The sequence below is a fragment of the Streptomyces sp. AC512_CC834 genome, assembly GCF_019049325.1.
In the GTDB taxonomy this organism is placed as follows: domain Bacteria; phylum Actinomycetota; class Actinomycetes; order Streptomycetales; family Streptomycetaceae; genus Streptomyces.
The window spans coordinates 79,774-98,779 of sequence record NZ_JAGMUO010000052.1; the positions used below are offsets into that span (position 1 = coordinate 79,774).

Below are 19,006 nucleotides of genomic sequence, written 5' to 3' on the forward strand. Positions count from 1 at the left end.
GTCAGTGGTCGGTGGAAGACTCGGCAGTGCAGGCAACGGGACACTTCCGAGGAGGGCGATCATGCTCACCACCCGTTTCGTCACCGGCGCTCCGAACTGGCTCGACGTCGGTACCTCCGACCTCGACGGCGCCACGTCCTTCTACGGCGGACTCTTCGGCTGGCGGTTCCGGTCGGCGGGGCCGGAGGCCGGCGGCTACGGCTTCTTCGAACTGGACGGCCGGATCGTGGCCGGAGGCATGCGCACCACGGAGGATCAGGGCCCGCCGTCCTGGACCGTGTACTTCCAGGCCCCGGACGCGGGGGCGGCCGCGAGCGCCTCCGAGCAGGCCCGCGGCGGGGTCCTCGTGCGGCCGATGGACGTCATGGACCAGGGCACCATGGCGATCCTCGCCGACCGAGCCGGGGTGCCGTTCGGCATCTGGCAGCCGGGGCAGCGCGCCGGCCTGGACGTGGTCGGCGAGACCGGCGCGCTGTGCTGGGTCGAGCTGCACACGGCGGACATCGCGGCCGCCGCCGCGTACTACCGGTCGGTGCTGGGCCTGGAGACCTCCGCCGTCTCCTTCCCCGGCGGCTCCTACACCTGCGTCAATCCGGCCGGCGAGGGCGAGGACGCCATGTTCGGCGGTGTCGTCCCGCTCGCCGAGGACCCGGCGGACACGGACGCCGGATGGCTGCCGTACTTCGCGGTCACCGACACGGACGCCGTGGCCGTCCGGACCACGGAGCTGGGCGGCACGGTGCGGATGCCCGCGACCACCATCGAGGGCGTCGGCCGCATCGCCTACCTCACCGACCCGTACAGCGCCCGGTTCGCCGTACTCACGCCGATGCCGCGGCAGGCGTAGGAGGCGGGGCGCAGGAGACGGGGTGCAGGCCTCGGGGCGTTGGAGGCGGCGCCCGGCGCGCCCGTGCTCACGCCGTGGCGCGGTGGACCAGGGTGGTCGGCAGGATCACGCCGGACGCGGTACTTGCCGGGGCCCTGGAGTCCTCGGAGGACTCGGAGGTGCCGGAGGTATCCGGAGTCCCGGAGGTGCCGGAAGTGCCGGAGGCCTCGGAGGTATCCGGAGACCCAGAGGTGCCAGAGGTGCCGGAGGTGCCAGAGGTGCCGGAGGTGCCGAGACCGTCCCCGTCCCCCCGGTCGTCGGTGGCCGTTCCGCGGTCCAGGCCGCGCAGCAGCAGGCGGGCCATCAGCCGGCCCATCCCCTCGATGTCCTGACGGACGGTGGTCAGCGGCGGGTCGGTCTGTTCGGCGACGGGCAGCATGTCGTCGAAGCCCACCACGGCCACGTCGTCCGGCACCCGCCGCCCGCGCTCGCGCAGCACCCGCAGCGCGCCGGCCGCGGTGAGGTCGTTGGCCGCGAACACGGCGTCCAGGTCGGGGCAGCGGTCGAGCAGTTCCCGCATCGCCCGCTCCCCTCCGCCCGAGGTGAAGTCCCCCCGCGCGATCAGCCCGGGGTCGACGCCGGCCCGGACGTCGCGAAAGCCCTCGAGCCGGTCGGCGGCGGAGGTCTGGTCGAGCGGGCCGGTGATGTGCGCGACGCGGGTGCGGCCCAGCCCGGCCAGATGGCGGACGGCGGCGCGGGCGCCGCCGCGGTTGTCGCTGTCGACGTAGACCACGTCGTCCCGGCCGTCCTCCCAGTCGGGCCAGTCGGGGCGCCCGCCGAACACGGTCGGCACCCCGGCGCTGCGCACCAGCCCGGGCAGCGGGTCGTGCAGGTGCAGGGAGAAGACGAGGGCGCCGTCGACGTGGCCGCCGGCCAGGTAGCGGCCGACGCGCGCGTGGTCCTCGCGGCCCTCGGTGAGCAGCAGGACGAGCTGGCTGTCGTGGGCCGTCAGTTCCTTGCTGATGCCGCGCAGTTGCTGGGCGAAGTAGGGGTCGGCGAAGATCCGCGTCTCAGGTTCGGCGGCGACGACGGCGACGGCGTCGTGGCGCCTGGTCACCAGGGAGCGGGCGGCCTGGTTGGGCACGTAGCCGAGTTCCTCCACCGCGCGCCTGACCCGTTCGGCCAGCGCGTCCCGCACCCCGTGCGCCCCGTTGACCACGCGGGACACGGTGGCCCGTGAGACCCCGGCGCGCTCGGCCACGGCCTCGAGCGTGGGACGCGGCGCGGTCACGGGCACTCCTCCTCGGCGGCTGCCGCTCAGAATAGCGGCAGGCCGTCGGGCCGCAGGGAGTGCTCCGCCGGCTCAGTGGTGGTGCGCGGATTCCTCGCCGGCCGGCTCCCCGCTCGCCTCGTCCGTCGCGCCGTGCTCGTGCGGCTCGTACCCGGGGATCGTGCCGTCCGGCTTCTTCACCAGGAACAGCCCCACCATCCCCATGTCGGAGTGGCTCTGGACGTGGCAGTGGTACATCCACGCCCCGGCGCCCACCCCCTCCCCCGCGATGATCTGGAAGCCGAAGGAGTCCGCCGGGCCGGTGATCTTGTTGTCGATGACCTGGCTCGGGTCGTCGGGGCCGGTGAGCATGCCGGTGCGGTTGTCCGCCCAGCGGTGACCGTGCATGTGGAAGGTGTGGTAGTACTCGCCGTGCGTGATCATGACGATCTCGACGCGGTCGCCCACGGTGGCTTCGAAGTCGGGGCCGGTGAAGGGCTTGTGGTTGTTGATGGTCATGTCGTTGAAGACGATCGTGTGGGTGGCGTCGGGCAGCACGTCGCCCTTGCGGCGCACGATCACCGGTCCGTACAGGCCCTTGTTGATGCCGATGGTGCCGTGCGGGGTGCCGACGACGTGGTCGTGGTAGTGCCAGTAGCCCGCGCTGCCCGGCCGCCAGGTGCCGTCGTCGCGTCGGCCGGGCTTGTGGGTGCGCCAGGTGTAGGTGCGGGTGCCGCCGGGCTCGACGTCGCTCTTGTTCATCGCCGTGCCGTCGCTGGAGATCTCGTAGTCCAGGCCGTGGACGTGCAGACTCGCCCGTACGTCCATCGTGTTCGTGAACTCGATGTGCAGCGTGTCGCCCTCGTTCAGCTCGATCAGCGGGCCCGGGACGGACGCCTTGCCCTTCTCGAAGCCGTAGCCCATCTGGCCGTCGGCCAGCTTCTCGGCGTACATCTTGAGGTGTCTCACCTCGCCCCCGGCCGGCGCCGTCTTCGCGGTGCCCCCCTTGGCCGCGGCGGCCGCGCCCGCGGTCTCCGGGGCGATGGACAACGATGTCGCCACGGCCGCGCCGCCCAGCAGCACGCGTCGGTTGAAGCCTCGCCTGTCCATGCCGAACTCCCCACGCCGATACGGAATGTGTGCAGACTCAGGGCCTGATTGGCTGTGATGAACCTGTGGGACCGTACCGGTTGCCGCCGCGTTTATCCACACTCAGGACAAAGTTCGTTCGATCCCGGTCATACCTATTGGCGAACCGCGCAAAGAGGTCTAGCTTCCTTGGCGCTGCTGCTGTGACCGAGGAGGTGCCCATGCCTTTAAGAGGGTTGAGCGCGAGAAGAAGAGGCTGGGCGGCGTGCGCCACCGCCGCTTTCGTCGCCGCGGGACTGCTGGCTGGCCCGAGTGCCAGCGCGCGTCCGGCGCCGGATCCATCCCTGACAACGATGTCGATCAAGTCGCCACCGGGCGGCTCCAACGTACGTGTGCTGATCTTCTACGGTTCCGCCGCGGCCGGGGACGAGTCACCGGTGGTCAACGCCGGGATCGCGGCCATCGAGCGGATCGGTCTGTCCGGCCCGGCCAAGGAGCGCTTCAAGGTCCAGGCCACGGACAACGCCGACGTCTTCACCAACGAGAAGAGGCTCGGCCGCTTCAACGCGATCGTGTTCCTCACCGGCGGCGGTGACGTCCTCGCCCCGGCCCAGGAGGCGGGTCTCGAGGCGTACATGGAGGCCGGCGGCGGGTTCGTCGGCGTCCACGACGCGGCCCGCGCGGAGCCGTACTCGGACTGGTTCACCGGTCTGGTCGGCGCCCGTCCCGCCGCCGACAGTCCGACCAAGGTCCAGCGGGCCACGGTCGAGGTGGGTGACCGGCGGCATCCGGCCACCAAGGACCTGCCGATGGAGTGGAAGCGGCCCGACGAGTGGCTGAACTGGCAGCAGAACCCGTCCGGTGACGTGCACACCGTGGCCCGGGTGCGCGAGTCGACGTACGACCCCGGCGCGAGCGCCAACGGCTGGGACCACCCGGTGAGCTGGTGCCGGGACTACGACGGCGGCCGGTCCTTCTACACCGGCATGGGCGGCACGGTCTCGTCGTACGACGAGGCCGACTTCCGCACCCATCTGCGCGGCGCCCTGCTGTGGACGACGCGGCTGTCGCAGGCCGACTGCAAGGCGACCATCACCGACAACTACAAGGCCGAGCGGCTCACCGAGCCCAACCAGCCCGGCCAGAACGACCAGATCGGCGAACCGCACGGCCTGGTCGCCGCCCCCGACGGCCGCATCCTCTACATCGGTCGCGGCGGCGCGGACTCCTCCCAGCCCGTGGTGACCGACTGGGACGACCCGGACGTCGGCAAGGGCAAGGGCCAGATCCACGTCTGGGACCCGAAGACCGACAAGGTCACCCTCGCCGGTGCGCTGACCGTCTTCGGCAACAAGGGCGGCGGCGACGAGCTGACCAAGGTCGAGGAGGGCCTGCTCGGCATCGAGCTGGACCCGGAGTTCGAGGAGAACGGGTGGGTGTATCTGCACTACACCCCGCACTCCGAGATCAACCGCGAGACCCACATGGCCGAGCGGCGCGTCTCCCGCTTCACCCTCGACCTGGCGACCAACAAGCTGGACCTCGGCAGCGAGAAGGTGCTACTGAAGTGGCCGGTGCAGATCCACAGTTGCTGCCACGCGGGCGGCGGGATGGCCTGGGACTCCAAGGGGAACCTGTACATCGCCACCGGTGACAACAACTCCAGTGGATTCAGCGGCGGTTACTCGGGCAACAACCCGGAGCCCAACTTCAAGGGCGTGTCCTTCGCCGACGCGCGCCGCACCGCGGGCAACACCAACAACCTCAACGGCAAGATCCTGCGCATCCACCCGGAGCCGGACGGGACGTACACGCTCCCCGAGGGCAATCTCTTCACCGGCAAGGAGACCGCCGAGGGCGGTGGCAAGACGCGCGGCGAGATCTATGTGATGGGCGTCCGCAACCCGGCGCGCATCTCCGTCGACAAGAAGACCGACATCCTCTACGCGGGCTGGGTCGGCCCGGACGCCGGTGCTCCGTCGCCGACGTGGGGTCCGGCCAAGTACGACACGTTCGCCGCCATCACCAAGGCGAGCAACCGGGGTTGGCCGTACTGCATGGGCAACAAGCAGCCGTACCGGGACCGGAACCTGCCGGACCCGTCGAAGCCGCTGGGCTGGTACGACTGCGACCACCCGAAGAACGAGTCGCCGAACAACGACGGCCTGGTCAACCTGCCGCCGGTGACCGGCAACAACATCTGGTACTCGCCGCAGGGCGGCGGCCCCGACTACCCGCGCGACGAGAACGGCATCCCGTCGTACGAGGAGGACGAGGCCACCTACCGGCTGCCCTGGCTCAAGGGCGGCGGCCAGGCCGCGATGAACGGCCCGGTCTACCGCTACGACGCCGACAGCACCAGCGATACCAAGTGGCCCGCGTACTGGGACGGCAAGTGGTTCGTCGGTGACTTCTACGACTCCGACCAGCCGCGCAACGCGGTGCTGATGGACCCGAAGACACTGGGTGACGGCGGTCTGCCGGTGCACTCGGAGTCGCTGAAGAAGATCGTGCCGGTCGGCAACGACGGCATCAAGAACCTGATGGGCTGGAAGTTCGGCCCGGACGGCGCGCTGTACGTCCTCGACTACGGCCGCGGCTTCTTCACCTCGGACTCCAAGTCGGCCCTGTGGCGTGTCACTTATGAGGGCGGTGGGCCGACGCCGGCCGCCGGACAGCTCGCGAGGGGGACCGAGTGATACGCCAACGAAGAATGTGGGCCGCGCTGCTGGCCGGCCTGCTGATGATGCTCGGTCTGCAGGCGACCTCCGCCTCCGGGCAGCCCGCCGCGGCACCCACCGCGGCGGCGGCCGACCAGGTCCTCACCTGGACCGCGGGCAACGACATCACCCACTACACGTCCGCGCCCGAGACGGCGGTGGCCGGTCCGGCCACGATCGTCTTCGAGAACAGTGAGGCCACCGGCAACACCACCGGCATGCCGCACACGCTGACGTTCATGACCAGCGATCCCGAGTACAACCAGGACGTCCAGCTCAACATCCTGGCCAACCCGAACGACGCCGAGGGCGGCAAGCACACGGCCGAGGTCACCCTCACCCCCGGCACGTACATGTACCACTGCACGATCCCGGGCCACGGCCAGATGACGGGCGTGCTCGTGGTGACCGAGGGCGGCGGTGGCGAGGACACCACCGCGCCCGCGACCTCGGCCGAGGTGGGCGGCACGCAGAACGCCGACGGCGCCTACGTCGGCAGCGCGACCGTGACGCTCGCCGCCACCGACGAGGGCGGTTCCGGCGTCGAGCGGATCGAGTACGCGCTCGGTGCCGACGGCGCCTGGCAGCCGTACACCACGCCGGTCGTCGTCGACCAGGTCGGCGAACACACGGTGCGCTACCGGGCGTTCGACAAGGCGGGCAACGCCGCCGAGGAGAAGAGCGTCGCGTTCGCCGTGGCCGCCCCGGACACCGACGACACGACGGCGCCGGAGACCTCGGCGACGGTCAGCGGCGAGAAGAACGCGGACGGCGCGTACATCGACATGGCGACGGTGACCGTCACCGCCTCCGACACCGGTTCCGGCGTCAACACCATCGAGTACGCGGTCGGCGACGGCGCCTGGACGGCGTACACGGCGCCGGTCATGGTGCACGAGGTCGGCGAGCACACCGTGCGCTACCGGGCCACCGACAAGGCGGGCAACGTCGCGGCGGAGAAGAGCGTCGACTTCACCGTGGCCGCCGCTCCCCCGCAGGACACCACCCCGCCGGTGACCGGCGCGACCGTGGACGGCACCAAGAACTCCGACGGCGCCTACGTCGGCAGTGCGAAGGTGACCGTGAACGCCACGGACGAGGGCGGTTCCGGCGTCGCCGGTACGGAGTACTCGCTGGACGCCGGGCCCTACCTGGCGTACACCGACCCGGTGGTCGTGGACCGCGTGGGCCGGCACACCGTGGCGTACCGGGCGAGCGACAAGGCGGGCAACACCTCCGAGTCGCTGACCGTGAGCTTCTCGGTGGTGGCCGGCGAGGTTCCCGCGCCGCCCTGCCCGGAGTACGACGAGCGCCTCACGGTGATCGTCGGCACGGTCGACTCGGGGGTGCCGAACCGGGTCACCAACAACCGGTGCCGGATCAACGAGATGATCGAGGACGAGAAGGAGTGGACGTCCCAGGCGCTCTTCCTCAAGCACGTCCGTGAGGTCGGGCAGGCGCTCCTGGACGAGGGGGTCATCGACCGGCGGGAGTACCGGGCGATCAACAAGGCCGCCCGTCAGTCGAAGATCGGCAAGCCCGGCCAGACCGAGGGCTACCGCACGATCCTCGACGGCAGCCAGGAGTCCTTCGCCAAGTGGGAGCAGGTGGGCGGCGGTTCGTTCGGGCTGAACCCGGACGGGTCGATCACGTCCAGCACCAGCACGCCCGGCATGGGCATGCTGTGGTTCCCCGAGCGCAAGTACGGCGACTTCTCGCTGAAGCTCCAGTGGCGGGACGACGCGGCGGGCACCGCGAACACCAACGGCGGCGTCTTCGTGCGCTTCCCGCAGGTGCACGACCACCCGGAGGAGTCGCGTCCGGAGTGGGTCGCCATCAAGTACGGGCACGAGGTGCAGGTGCTCGACAGCCCGACCGGCGACATGTACAAGACGGGTTCCCTCTACGGCTTCGACCGGGTCGGCCTGGCCGGCGCGGGCGTGACGGAGAAGGGCACCTGGAACGACTACGAGATCCGCGTGGTGGACCAGCACTACTCGATCTACCGCAACGGCGTGCTGATCAACGAGTTCGACAACTTCGGCGGCCAGACCTTCTACCCCGAGCGCTCGGACGACCCGGGCACCGACGGGCGGCGGTTCGCCTCCGGCTACATCGGACTCCAGGTGCACAGCACCTCGGACGTGGTCTCGTACCGCGACATCCGGATCAAGGACCTGTAGGGACAGGTCGGTGGTGGCTCAGTCCGGGTCGGGAGCCTTCTTCCTGGCCCGGCTGGGCTGTACCCGGCTCGGCTCGCCCGGCATCTTCGGATACTCGGGCGGGTACGGCAGATCACCGAGCCCGTGGTCGTGCTCGTCCTTCGTCGCCAGTTCGAGCAGGGCGTCGAGGGAGTAGGACCGTTCGTCCATGCCCGCGTGCAGGTCGCCGAGTTCGGCGAAGCGCGCGGGCATGGTCGTGATGTCGAAGTCCCGCGGGTGCGCGACCCCCACCTCGTCCCAGGTCAGTGGCGCGGAGACCGGGGCGTTCGGGCGGGGGCGCACGGAGTAGGCGGAGGCGATGGTGCGGTCGCGGGCGGTCTGGTTGTAGTCGATGAAGATGCGCTCGCCGCGCTCCTCCTTCCACCACTTGATGGTGACCCGCTCTGGCATCCGCCGTTCCATCTCCCGTCCCACGGCGATGGCGGCGCGCCGCACCTGGGTGAAGGTCCAGCGCGGTTCGATCGGCACGAAGACGTGGATGCCGCGCCCGCCCGAGGTCTTGGGCCAGCCGCGCAGCCCGCCGAACTCCTCCAGCACCGCGCGCAGTTCGTGGGCGGCGCGGGCGGCGTCGTCGTAGTCGGTGCCGGGCTGCGGGTCGAGGTCGATGCGCAGTTCGTCGGGGTGGTCGACGTCGTCGCGGCGCACCGGCCAGGGGTGGAAGGTGAGGGTGCCGTACTGGGCGGCCCACAGGACGGCCGCCTCCTCGGTGGGGCACATCTCGTCGGCGCTGCGTCCGCTGGGGAAGGTGATGTGCGCGGTGGGGATCCAGTCGGGCATGCTCTTGGGCGCGCGCTTCTGGTAGAACCACTCGCCGGCGACGCCGTCCGGGTAGCGCTGGAGCGTGGTGGGCCGGTTGCGCAGGGCGCGCAGGATGCCGGGGGCGACGGCCTGGTAGTACCGGGCCACGTCGAGCTTGGTGTAGCCGCGCTCCGGGAAGAAGACCTTGCCCGGGCTGGACAGCCGCACGGTTCGGCCGCCCGCCTCCAGTTCCACCGCTTCCGCCATGCGAGCCACGGTAGGCGCAGCGCCTTCGCCGCGCATATCAGGCAGGCGGAAGGGATGGCGCGCAGAATCGGACCCATGGATCTGCCCGTGCTGCCGCCCGTGAAGCCGATGCTCGCCAAGTCCGTGGCGAAGATCCCGCCGGGCATGCACTACGAGGCGAAGTGGGACGGTTTCCGGGCGATCGTGTTCCGCGACGGCGCCGAGGTGGAGCTGGGCAGCCGCACGGGCAAGCCGCTGACCAGGTACTTCCCGGAGCTGGTGGCGGCGGTGCGGGAGCGGTTGCCGAAGCGGTGCGTGGTGGACGGGGAGATCGTGATCGCGCGGGAGGGGCATCTGGACTTCGACGCGCTCACCGAGCGGATCCATCCGGCGGACTCCCGGGTGCGGACGCTGGCGGAGCGGACGCCGGCCTCGCTGGTGGCCTTCGACCTGCTGGCCCTGGACGACGCGTCCCTGCTCGACGTGGGGCTGGCCGACCGGCGGGCGCTGCTCGTGCGGGCGCTGGCCGGTCTCACGCCGCCGGTGCACGTGGCGCCGGCGACGGACGACATCGAGGTGGCCCGGCGGTGGTTCGAGCAGTACGAGGGAGCGGGGCTCGACGGCGTCGTGGCCAAGCCGCTCGACCTGCGCTACCGGCAGGACGAGCGGGCCATGTACAAGATCAAGCACGAGCGTACGGCGGACGTCGTCGTCGCCGGATACCGCCTCCACAAGAGCGGCCCCGTGGTCGGTTCGCTGCTGCTCGGTCTCTACGACGACCGGGGTGTCCTCCAGCACGTGGGGGTGAGTGCCGCCTTCACCATGAAGCGCCGGGCCGAGCTGGTGGAGGAGCTGGAGCCGCTGCGCATGGACGACGCCCGGGGTCATCCCTGGGCCGCGTGGGCCGAGGAGGCGGCGCACGAGTCGGCCCGGCTGCCGGGTGCTCCCAGCCGCTGGTCCGGCAAGAAGGACCTGTCCTGGGTGCCGCTGAGGCCGGATCGGGTCGTCGAGGTGGCGTACGACCACATGGAGAACGGCGCCCGGTTCCGGCACACGGCCCGCTTCCGCCGGTGGCGCCCGGACCGGACACCGGAGAGCTGTACGTACGCGCAGCTCGAGGAGCCGGTCCGCTACGACCTGGCGGAGATCCTCGGCGGGCCCTGACCCGAGGTCCCGTCGTCGGATCCGGCGATCGTTTCGGCCGAACAGCGGATTATCTGCCCCGTTCCGTGTGCCGTATCGGATTCAGTCAGGTATGGCACTAAATGTTCTAAGAAGCGCACAATGAACGACACGGGATGGGCGGACGGATGGTCGGAATGCGACAAGGGACGCGCAGAAGGCGGTGTGCCGCACTGCTGACCACGGCGGTGGCGGTCTCGCTGGCCGCGGCGGGCTGCACGGCGGGGCCCGGCACGAAGGACGACGGACGGGCGCCGAAACCGGAGCGGTCGCACAGCACGGCCGCCCCCGCCTCCGGACCGGTGCTCGCCGTGAAGGTGGACAACGTGCGTGCGGCCCGTCCGCAGACGGGTCTGGAGGCCGCGGACGTCGTCTACGCCGAACCGGTGGAGGCCGGGCTGAGCCGCCTGATGGCGATCTACGCGACCGAGCTGCCCGCATCGGTGGGGCCGGTGCGCAGCGCCCGCGAGTCCGACCTGGAGCTGCTCGGCCAGTTCGACCGGCCGATGCTGGCGTTCTCCGGCGCGCAGAGCAAGCTGCTGCCACTCATCGACAAGGCCCCGCTGCAGGCGGCACCCCCGGGCGAGGCGTCCGACGCCTACGTCCGCGACGCGGACCGGCAGGCCCCGCACAACCTCTACCTGCGGCCCGGCAAGCTGCTTCAGGAGCCCTCGGGGGCCGCGGCCCTCACCACCGGGTTCACCTACGGCGAGGCTCCCGCGGGCGGCCGGGCGGAGTCCTCGCGCACGGTGCGCTACCCCTCGGCCGGCTTCACGTTCACCTGGTCCGACAGCCGGGACCGGTGGCTCGTCTCCATGGACGGCTCCCCGGCCCGCACCGCGGACGGCGGGCGACTGGCCCCGGCCACGGTCGTCGTGCAGCACGTGAAGGTGCGCGAGTCCGACTTCCGCGACTTCCGCGGCAGCAATTCGCCCTACGTCGAGTCGGTGGGCTCCGGGGAGGCGGAGGTGCTGCGCGACGGGCGCGCCTACGACGCGACCTGGAAGCGCGGGTCGGCCGCGGACGGCACGACCTTCACCACCGGGGACGGCGAGCCGCTGAACTTCGCCGAGGGCCAGGTGTGGGTGGTCTTCGCCGGGCGCTCCTGATCCGGAAGTCCCCGGTCAGCCCGGTGCCGCCGTCGGCTCGGCCGGGTTGCGGAGCCCCTCCGCGGCGTCCGCGACCCGGCGGATGAGGTCGATGAACACCGCCTGCTCGTCGGCGGCGAGCGGGGCCAGGAACACCTGGTTCATACGGGCGATGCGCACGCCCAGCCTGCGGTGGACGCGCAGCCCCTCGTCGGTGAGCCGGAGCAGGGACCGGCGGCCGTCCTGCGGGTCACGGACCTTGTCGAGCAGCTCGCGGCGGCCGAGCCGGCTGACCACCTCCGCGATGGTGGACCGGTCCAGGCCCACCCTCTCCCCCACGGTGCGCTGGTCCAGGCCGGGCTCGGCGACGAGGGCGTTGAGGACCGCGTACTGCGGCGAGGTGGTCTCCTCCGAGACCATCGTGTTCCACAGCAGGTAGTGCGCCTGCTGCAGCCTCCGGGCCAGGTGGCCGGGATGGGTGGCCAGATCGACCGCTGCCATGCGCACGCTCCCGTGGTCACTTTCATCGGTGCACTGACGATACATGGCGCGAAGCGCGCACATCCGGGAACGCCGTACACGATCTACCTCGCATTTTGTGGGTCTTGACGCCTCGGCCGTCCGGTGGCAGCGTGTGGGAAACCTCGCTGAATTACTCAGTGCCCTGATTATCTGTTGCCCGGGGCGCGCGGAAGAGATGGGGCTTCTCGGATGGACAAGGTGGTGGCCACGGCCGGTGAGGCGGTGGCCGACGTGCCCGACGGCGCCTCGCTCGCGGTGGGCGGTTTCGGACTGAGCGGTGTGCCGAACGTGCTGATCCAGGCGCTGTACGAGCGCGGGACCGGCGGTCTTTCGGTGGTCTCCAACAACTGCGGGGCGATGGAGTCGGGTCTGGCCGTCCTGCTGGCCGCCGGCCGCATCGCCCGCGTGACCGGGTCCTACATCGGCGCCAACAAGGAGTTCGCCCGCCAGTACCTGGGCGGGGAGCTGGAGGTGGAGATGATCCCGCAGGGCACCCTGGCCGAGCGGCTGCGGGCCGGCGGCGCGGGCATCCCCGCCTTCTACACCCCGGCCGGGGTCGGCACCCAGGTCGCCGACGGCGGGCTGCCGTGGCGTTACGACGGCTCCGGCGGGGTCGCGCTGGCCTCGCCGCCCAAGGAGGTGCGCGAGTTCGACGGGACGGAGTACGTGCTGGAGCGCGGCATCCGTACGGACTTCGCGCTGGTCCGCGCGGCGCAGGGTGACCGGCACGGGAACCTGGTGTTCGCGAAGTCGACCCGGAACTTCAACCCGCTGGCGGCGATGGCCGGGCGGATCACGGTCGCCGAGGTGGAGGAGCTGGTGGAGCCCGGCGAGATCGACCCGGACGCGGTGCACCTGCCGGGGATCTTCGTCCAGCGGGTGGTGGCGCTCTCCCCGGAGCAGGCCGCCGACAAGAAGATCGAGCGGCGGACGGTGAGTTCCTGATGGCGTGGACGCGTGAAGAGATGGCCGCGCGGGCGGCGCGGGAGCTGCGGGACGGCCAGTACGTCAACCTCGGCATCGGCCTGCCCACGCTGATCCCCAACTACCTCCCCGAGGGTGTGGAGGTGACCCTGGAGTCGGAGAACGGCATCCTGGGCACCGGCCGGTACCCCACCGACGCGGAGGTGGACCCCGACCTGATCAACGCGGGCAAGGAGACCGTGACCGTCCTGCCGGGCGCCTCCTTCTTCGACTCGGCGCTGTCCTTCGGGATGATCCGGGGCGGACACATCGACGTCGCCGTGCTGGGGGCCATGCAGGTGTCCGCTGCCGGTGACCTGGCGAACTGGGCCATACCGGGGAAGATGATCACCGGGATCGGCGGCGCGATGGACCTCGTCCACGGCGCCCGCACCGTCATCGTGGTCATGACCCACAGCGCCAAGGACGGCTCCCCCAAGATCCTGGCGGAGTGCGCGCTGCCGCTCACCGGCAAGGCGTGTGTGAACCGGATCATCACCGAACTCGGCGTCCTCGACGTCACCGGCGACGGCCTGGTCTTGGTGGAGACCGCACCGGGCGTGAGTGTCGACGAGGTCGTCGAGAAGACCGACGCGAAGCTCGTCGTCGGAGAGGACCTGAAGTGAAGGACGTCTACGTCGTCGACGCGGTCCGCACCCCGTTCGGCAAGTACAACGGCTCCCTGGCGGGCGTGCGCCCCGACGACCTGGCCGCCCACGCGATCCGCGGGCTCCTCGCCCGCACCCCTGACCTGGACCCGTCCAGGATCGAGGACGTGTACTTCGGCAACGCCAACGGCGCCGGCGAGGAGAACCGCAACGTCGCCCGCATGGCGGCCCTGCTCGCGGGCCTGCCCACCAGCGTCCCCGGTGTCACGGTGAACCGGCTGTGCGCGTCCGGCCTCGAGGCGGTGATCCAGGCCGCCCGTGCCATCGCCGTCGGCGACGCGTCGATCGCGCTCGCGGGCGGGGTGGAGTCGATGACCCGGGCGCCGTACGTGCTGCCCAAGTCGGACCGGCCCTTCCCCGCCGGGCACGCCGAGCTGTACTCGACCACCCTGGGCTGGCGCATGGTCAACCCGGCGATGGACCCGCAGTGGACGATCCCGCTCGGCGAGTCGGCGGAGCTGATCGCGGACAAGCACAAGATCACCCGCGAGCAGCAGGACGAATATGCCCTCGCCTCGCACCGGAAGGCGGCCCGCGCGCAGGCCGACGGCCTCTTCGACGCCGAGCTCGCCGCCGTCCCGGTACCGCGCCGCAAGGGCGACCCGGTGGACTTCGCCGCCGACGAATGCGTACGCCCGGACGCCTCCCTGGAGACGATGGCGAAGCTCAGGCCGTCCTTCCGCAAGCCGGAAGGCACGGTCACGGCCGGGAACGCCTCCCCGCTCAACGACGGCGCGGCGGCCCTGCTCCTGGTCGACGCGGAGGGCCTGAAGGCCACCGGCCGCGAGCCGCTGGCCCGGATCTCCGCCACCGGTGTCTCGGCGACCGACCCGCAGTACTTCGGTCTCGCCCCCGTCGAGGCGGTGAACCGCGCGCTCGCCAGGGCCGGGAGGACCTTCGCCGACCTCGACGTCCTCGAACTCAACGAGGCGTTCGCCGCCCAGGTGCTGGGCTGCCTCGCCGAGTGGCCCGAGTTCGACCCCGCGGTCCTCAACCCGCAGGGCGGCGCCATCGCCCTCGGCCATCCCCTCGGCGCCTCCGGCGCCCGCCTCGCCGGCACCGTCGCCCACCAGCTCGCCCGCAAGGGCGGCGGCACGGGCATCGCCACCCTCTGCATCGGCGTCGGCCAGGGTCTCGCCCTGGTCCTCGACCGCTAGCCACCCACGGGAATCACGGGAACGTCATGACTCTCACCCAGACTCTCACCCAGCACGACATCGACGCGGAGATCGCCGCCGAGCACGCCGCCTACGACAAGCGGGTCGCCGACGGCGCGCCCGTCGAGCACCACCCGCGCCGCGACTACGCCCCGTACCGTTCCTCGGTGCTGCGCCACCCGAAGCAGCCGCCGATCGCCATCGACGTCACCAAGGACCCTGAGCTGGTGGAGCTGGCCTCCCCCGCCTTCGGCGAGCGGGACATCACCGGCGTCGACAACGACCTGACCAGGCAGCACACCGGGGAGCCGGTCGGCGAGCGCGTCACCGTCTCCGGCCGCCTCCTCGACCGGAACGGCAAGCCCGTACGCGGGCAGCTCGTGGAGATCTGGCAGGCCAACTCGGCCGGGCGGTACGCGCACCAGCGCGAGCAGCACAACGCCCCGCTGGACCCGAACTTCACCGGCGTGGGCCGCACCCTCTCCGACGACGACGGCTTCTACCGCTTCACGACCGTCGAGCCGGGCCCCTACCCGTGGCGCAACCACGTCAACGCCTGGCGCCCGGCCCACATCCACTTCTCCGTGTTCGGCTCGGCGTTCACGCAGCGGCTCGTGACACAGATGTACTTCCCGAACGACCCGCTGTTCCCGTACGACCCGATCCTCCAGTCGGTGACGGACGACGCCGCGCGGCAGCGGCTGATCGCGACCTACGACCACAGCCTGTCGGTGCCGGAGTTCTCGCTCGGCTACCACTGGGACATCGTGCTCGACGGCCCGAACGCCACCTGGATCGAAGAAGGACGCTGACCCGCCATGACGAAGATCGACACCAGTCGCCCGGAGCAGGTGCCGCCCACGCCCTCGCACACGGTCGGCCCGTTCTACGGGTACGCGCTGCCCTTCCGCGGCGGCGAGGACATCGCGCCCGCCGGGCATCCGGACACGGTCACCGTGCACGGGTACGTGTACGACGGCGCCGGCGACCCGCTGCCGGACGCCCTCGTGGAGCTGTGGGGGCCGGACGCCGAGGGCAATGTGCCGACCGCCGACGGCTCGATGCGGCGCGACCCCGCCTCCGGCGGCTTCCTCGGCCGCAACGGCGTGGAGTTCACCGGCTTCGGGCGTATCCAGACCGACGCGGACGGCCACTGGTACGCGCGGACACTGCGGCCCGGGGCGCGCGGGCGGAGCGCGCCGTACGTGAGTGTGTGCGTGTTCGCGCGCGGGCTGCTGGTGCACCTGTACACCCGGATCTACCTGCCGGGCGACGAGGCGGTGCTCGCCGCGGACCCGCTGCTGTCCCGGGTGCCGGCCGGGCGCCGCGACACGCTGATCGCGGCGGACGAGGGCCACGGGACGTACCGTTTCGACATCCGCCTTCAGGGCGAGGGCGAGACGGTCTTCCTGGAGTTCCAGTGACATCACCTGCCGACCCCGCCGAGGCCAGGGCCGACGCCGACGCCGACGCCGACGCCGACGCCGACACGAGTCTGCTCGCCCCCGGGTGGGCGGGCTCGCCGGTCGCGTCGGCGACCGGTGACCGCGCGTATCTGCGGGCCCTGCTCGACGCGGAGGTGGCGCTGACCCGCGCCCAGGCCGCGCTGGGCCTCGCCCCCGCGGCGGCGGCCGACGCGGTGGCCGGGGCCGCCGACCCCGCCGGGTTCGACGTGCGCTCCCTGGCCGAGCGCGCCCGCGGCGGCGGGAATCCGGTCATCCCGCTGGTCGCCGACCTGACGAAGGCGGTCGGCGAGCCCTACGGGCCGTACGTGCACCGGGGAGCGACCAGCCAGGACATCATGGACTCGGCGACGATGCTGGTCGCCGCCCGCGCCCTGGACCTGCTGCTGCCCGATCTCACCCGTACGGAACGGGCGCTGGCCGGGCTCGCCGCCGAGCACCGGGACACGGCGATGCCGGGCCGGACACTCACCCAGCACGCCGTGCCGACGACCTTCGGGCTGAAGGCGGCCGGATGGCGCTCGCTGGTGCTCGACGCGCGGGACCGGATCATCACGGTCCGCGACGCGCTGCCCGCGCAACTCGGCGGCGCCGCGGGCACCCTGGCGGCCTACGAGGCGTACGGAGCGCCGGACCCGACCGCACTGCCGACGGCGTACGCCCGTGAACTCGGGCTGCGGGCACCGGTGTTGCCCTGGCACACCCTGCGCACTCCGGTCGCCGACCTGGCGGGGGCGCTCGCCTTCGCCGCCGGGGCGCTCGGGAAGATCGCCGCGGACGTGCTGACGCTGTCCCGCACCGAGATCGGCGAGGTCGCCGAGGGCACCGGCGGCGGTTCGTCGGCGATGCCGCACAAGGCCAATCCCGTACGGTCCACGCTGATCGCGGCCGCCGCCCGGCGCGCGCCGCAGCTCGCGGCCACGCTGTACGGCTCGCTGGTCGCCGAGGACGAGCGGCCGGCCGGGGCCTGGCACGCCGAGTGGGAGCCGCTGCGGGACCTGTTGCGCCTGACCGGCGGTGCCGCGCGGGACGCCGCCGAACTGGCCGGGGGACTGCGGGTGCGCCCGGACGTGATGCGCGCGCACCTCGGTCTCACGCACGGGCTGATCGTGTCCGAGCGGCTCTCCGCCGAACTGGCACCGGTGCTCGGGCGGGCCCGCGCCAGGGCGCTGCTCACCGCGCTGGCGGCGCGTACGTACGCCGAGGACCGGAGCCTGGGCGAACTGCTGGCCGAGGTCCCGGAGTTGCGGCACCTAGACCTGGCCGCCCCGACCGATCCCGTCCGCTGCACCGGCTCCGCGGGAGCCCTGACCGACCGTGCTCTGGAGCGACGTTGACCATCCTCGACCACCTCATCGAAGGCCCCGCCTCCGCTCCCCCGCTGCTGCTGGGGCCCTCTCTGGGCACCTCGTACGCCCTGTGGGACCGGGTGGCGCCCGAGCTGTCCGTCGGGCACCGGGTGATCCGCTGGAACCTGCCGGGGCACGGTGGTTCGGCGGCGGACCTCGTCGGCCCCGGCGCCACCGTCGGCGACCTGGCCGGCCTGGTGCTCGACCTCGCCGACTCGCTCGGGGTGGAGCGGTTCGCCTACGCCGGGGTGTCACTGGGCGGTGCGGTGGGCCTGCAACTGGCCGTGCATCACCCGGAGCGCGTGTCGTCCCTGGCGGTCCTCTGCTCGTCGGCGCACTTCAACGGGGCGAAGCCGTGGGAGGAACGGGCCGCGCTGGTACGGACCGAGGGGCTGGCGGGGCTCGCGGAGAGCGCGGACGAGCGGTGGTTCACCCCGGGGTTCACCGTGCCGCGGCTGGTCCGGGACCACCGGGACGCCGATCCCGGTGCGTACGCCGCCTGTTGCGACGCGCTGGCCGCCTTCGACCTGCGGGACCTGGTCGGCGGGATCTCCGCGCCGACGCTGCTGGTCGCGGGGCGCGAGGACCCGGCCACGCCGCCCGCGCACCTGCGGGAGCTCGCCGACGCGGTACCCGGCGCGACCCTGACCGAGATCCCGGGCGCCTCGCACCTGGCTCCGGCCGAACGCCCCGAGGCGGTGCTGACCGCGCTGCGGGCGCACTTCGACGGTGGCGCCAAGCGGGGCATGGCGGTGCGGCGCGAGGTGCTGGGCGACGCGCACGTGGACCGGGCCCAGGGGCGGCAGTCGCCGTTCACCGCCCGATTCCAGGACTTCATCTCGCGCTACGCGTGGGGCGAGATCTGGACCGACGAGACCCTCTCGCGCCGCGAGCGCAGCATGGTCACGCTGACGGCGCTCGTCGCGCACGGCCACTACGAGGAGCTGGCCATGCACGTGCGGGCCGCCCGGCGCAACGGGCTGACGGCGGACGAGATCGGGGCGGTGCTGCTCCAGACGGCGGTGTACTGCGGGGTACCGGCGGCCAACTCGGCGTTCGCGACGGCCCAGCGGGTGCTGGCCGAGGAGGACGGCGCCGCGGGGTGAGCCGACGCCGGTGAGCGATGCCCGCCTCTGCGAGGAGCGCGCCGACGGGCCGGAGCCGCGTGAGCCGAGGCCCGCCGTTCGTGGTCAGCGCGAGCCGAAGCCGGACGGCCAGGGGCAGCGCGAGCCGAAGACCGGACAGCGAAGGCCGACGTGAGCCACCGCCGGACATCCGCGGACGGCGGGAGGCACCACGGCCGATGCCGGGCAGCGATGCACGGACAGCCAGTGCCGGGCGGCCGATGCACGCCTAGCCACACTCGCCGATGCACGGTCAGCCAGTGCCAGGCGGCCGATGCACGCCTAGCTGTACTGCCCAGGGACGTTGGTCAACCTGGTGACGGGTGGTTTGCCGCCGGTTGCGGTGTGGGGGCGGTGGTGATTGTAGTGATGGAGCCAG

At 71.9% G+C, this 19,006-nt stretch carries 16 protein-coding genes; 12 read left to right on the forward strand and 4 right to left on the reverse strand.

From position 1 onward, the window contains the following. Positions 1 to 61: 61 nt before the first annotated feature. A complete protein-coding gene (locus KUM40_RS20000) occupies positions 62 to 847 on the forward strand; it encodes a VOC family protein (protein WP_217167368.1) in 786 nt (261 codons plus the stop codon). 67 nt (positions 848 to 914) lie between these two features. Here the strand turns inward: KUM40_RS20000 and KUM40_RS20005 are convergent, their stop codons facing one another. After that, on the reverse strand, positions 915 to 2,123 hold the full coding sequence (locus KUM40_RS20005; RefSeq protein WP_308401193.1) for a LacI family DNA-binding transcriptional regulator: 1,209 nt from the start codon (positions 2,121 to 2,123) through the stop codon (positions 915 to 917). A gap of 66 nt (positions 2,124 to 2,189) precedes the next feature. Continuing rightward, complete coding sequence (locus KUM40_RS20010) at positions 2,190 to 3,206, reverse strand: multicopper oxidase domain-containing protein (RefSeq protein ID WP_217167369.1); 1,017 nt, start codon at positions 3,204 to 3,206, stop codon at positions 2,190 to 2,192. Positions 3,207 to 3,406: 200 nt separating this feature from the next. On the opposite strand from KUM40_RS20010, the gene KUM40_RS20015 reads away from it, so the two are divergent. Together KUM40_RS20015 and KUM40_RS20020 are read left to right on the forward strand one after the other, a co-directional pair. Then, complete coding sequence (locus tag KUM40_RS20015) at positions 3,407 to 5,884, forward strand: ThuA domain-containing protein (RefSeq protein ID WP_217167370.1); 2,478 nt, start codon at positions 3,407 to 3,409, stop codon at positions 5,882 to 5,884. Positions 5,885 to 5,898: 14 nt separating this feature from the next. Beyond that, positions 5,899 to 8,088 (forward strand): OmpL47-type beta-barrel domain-containing protein, encoded by a 2,190-nt coding sequence (locus KUM40_RS20020; protein ID WP_217167390.1) that lies wholly within the window; start codon positions 5,899 to 5,901, stop codon positions 8,086 to 8,088. Positions 8,089 to 8,106: 18 nt separating this feature from the next. Here the strand turns inward: KUM40_RS20020 and ligD are convergent, their stop codons facing one another. Beyond that, positions 8,107 to 9,132, reverse strand: a complete 1,026-nt coding sequence (ligD, locus tag KUM40_RS20025) for a non-homologous end-joining DNA ligase (RefSeq protein ID WP_217167371.1) — start codon at positions 9,130 to 9,132, stop codon at positions 8,107 to 8,109. A gap of 75 nt (positions 9,133 to 9,207) precedes the next feature. On the opposite strand from ligD, the gene KUM40_RS20030 reads away from it, so the two are divergent. Further along, positions 9,208 to 10,275, forward strand: coding sequence for an ATP-dependent DNA ligase (locus tag KUM40_RS20030; RefSeq protein ID WP_217167372.1), 1,068 nt, complete (start codon positions 9,208 to 9,210; stop codon positions 10,273 to 10,275). A gap of 155 nt (positions 10,276 to 10,430) precedes the next feature. Continuing rightward, on the forward strand, positions 10,431 to 11,402 hold the full coding sequence (locus KUM40_RS20035) for a DUF3048 domain-containing protein (RefSeq protein ID WP_217167373.1): 972 nt from the start codon (positions 10,431 to 10,433) through the stop codon (positions 11,400 to 11,402). Positions 11,403 to 11,417: 15 nt separating this feature from the next. On the opposite strand, the gene KUM40_RS20040 is transcribed toward KUM40_RS20035, so the two are convergent. Further along, a complete protein-coding gene (locus KUM40_RS20040; RefSeq protein WP_217167374.1) occupies positions 11,418 to 11,882 on the reverse strand; it encodes a MarR family winged helix-turn-helix transcriptional regulator in 465 nt (154 codons plus the stop codon). 210 nt (positions 11,883 to 12,092) lie between these two features. On the opposite strand from KUM40_RS20040, the gene KUM40_RS20045 reads away from it, so the two are divergent. Genes KUM40_RS20045 through pcaD form a run of 7 tightly spaced genes read left to right on the forward strand, consistent with a single transcriptional unit; the run spans position 12,093 to position 18,609 of the window. Beyond that, positions 12,093 to 12,848, forward strand: a complete 756-nt coding sequence (locus KUM40_RS20045; RefSeq protein ID WP_217167375.1) for a CoA transferase subunit A — start codon at positions 12,093 to 12,095, stop codon at positions 12,846 to 12,848. Further along, the gene (locus KUM40_RS20050) at positions 12,848 to 13,492 is read left to right on the forward strand and encodes a CoA transferase subunit B (protein WP_217167376.1); all 645 of its coding nucleotides are present in this window, start codon (positions 12,848 to 12,850) and stop codon (positions 13,490 to 13,492) included. The genes KUM40_RS20045 and KUM40_RS20050 overlap by 1 nt, the downstream gene beginning before the upstream one ends. Further along, positions 13,489 to 14,691 (forward strand): thiolase family protein, encoded by a 1,203-nt coding sequence (locus tag KUM40_RS20055; protein WP_217167377.1) that lies wholly within the window; start codon positions 13,489 to 13,491, stop codon positions 14,689 to 14,691. The genes KUM40_RS20050 and KUM40_RS20055 overlap by 4 nt, the downstream gene beginning before the upstream one ends. A 26-nt stretch (positions 14,692 to 14,717) precedes the next feature. Beyond that, complete coding sequence (pcaH, locus tag KUM40_RS20060) at positions 14,718 to 15,503, forward strand: protocatechuate 3,4-dioxygenase subunit beta (protein WP_217167378.1); 786 nt, start codon at positions 14,718 to 14,720, stop codon at positions 15,501 to 15,503. Positions 15,504 to 15,509: 6 nt separating this feature from the next. Next, the gene (pcaG, locus tag KUM40_RS20065) at positions 15,510 to 16,115 is read left to right on the forward strand and encodes a protocatechuate 3,4-dioxygenase subunit alpha (protein WP_217167379.1); all 606 of its coding nucleotides are present in this window, start codon (positions 15,510 to 15,512) and stop codon (positions 16,113 to 16,115) included. Further along, entirely contained in the window at positions 16,112 to 17,491 is a 1,380-nt protein-coding gene (pcaB, locus tag KUM40_RS20070) for a 3-carboxy-cis,cis-muconate cycloisomerase (protein WP_374227399.1), read from the forward strand. Before pcaG ends, pcaB begins: the two co-directional genes overlap by 4 nt. Then, entirely contained in the window at positions 17,488 to 18,609 is a 1,122-nt protein-coding gene (pcaD, locus tag KUM40_RS20075; RefSeq protein WP_217167380.1) for a 3-oxoadipate enol-lactonase, read from the forward strand. The genes pcaB and pcaD overlap by 4 nt, the downstream gene beginning before the upstream one ends. The last annotated feature ends 397 nt before the right edge of the window (positions 18,610 to 19,006 follow it).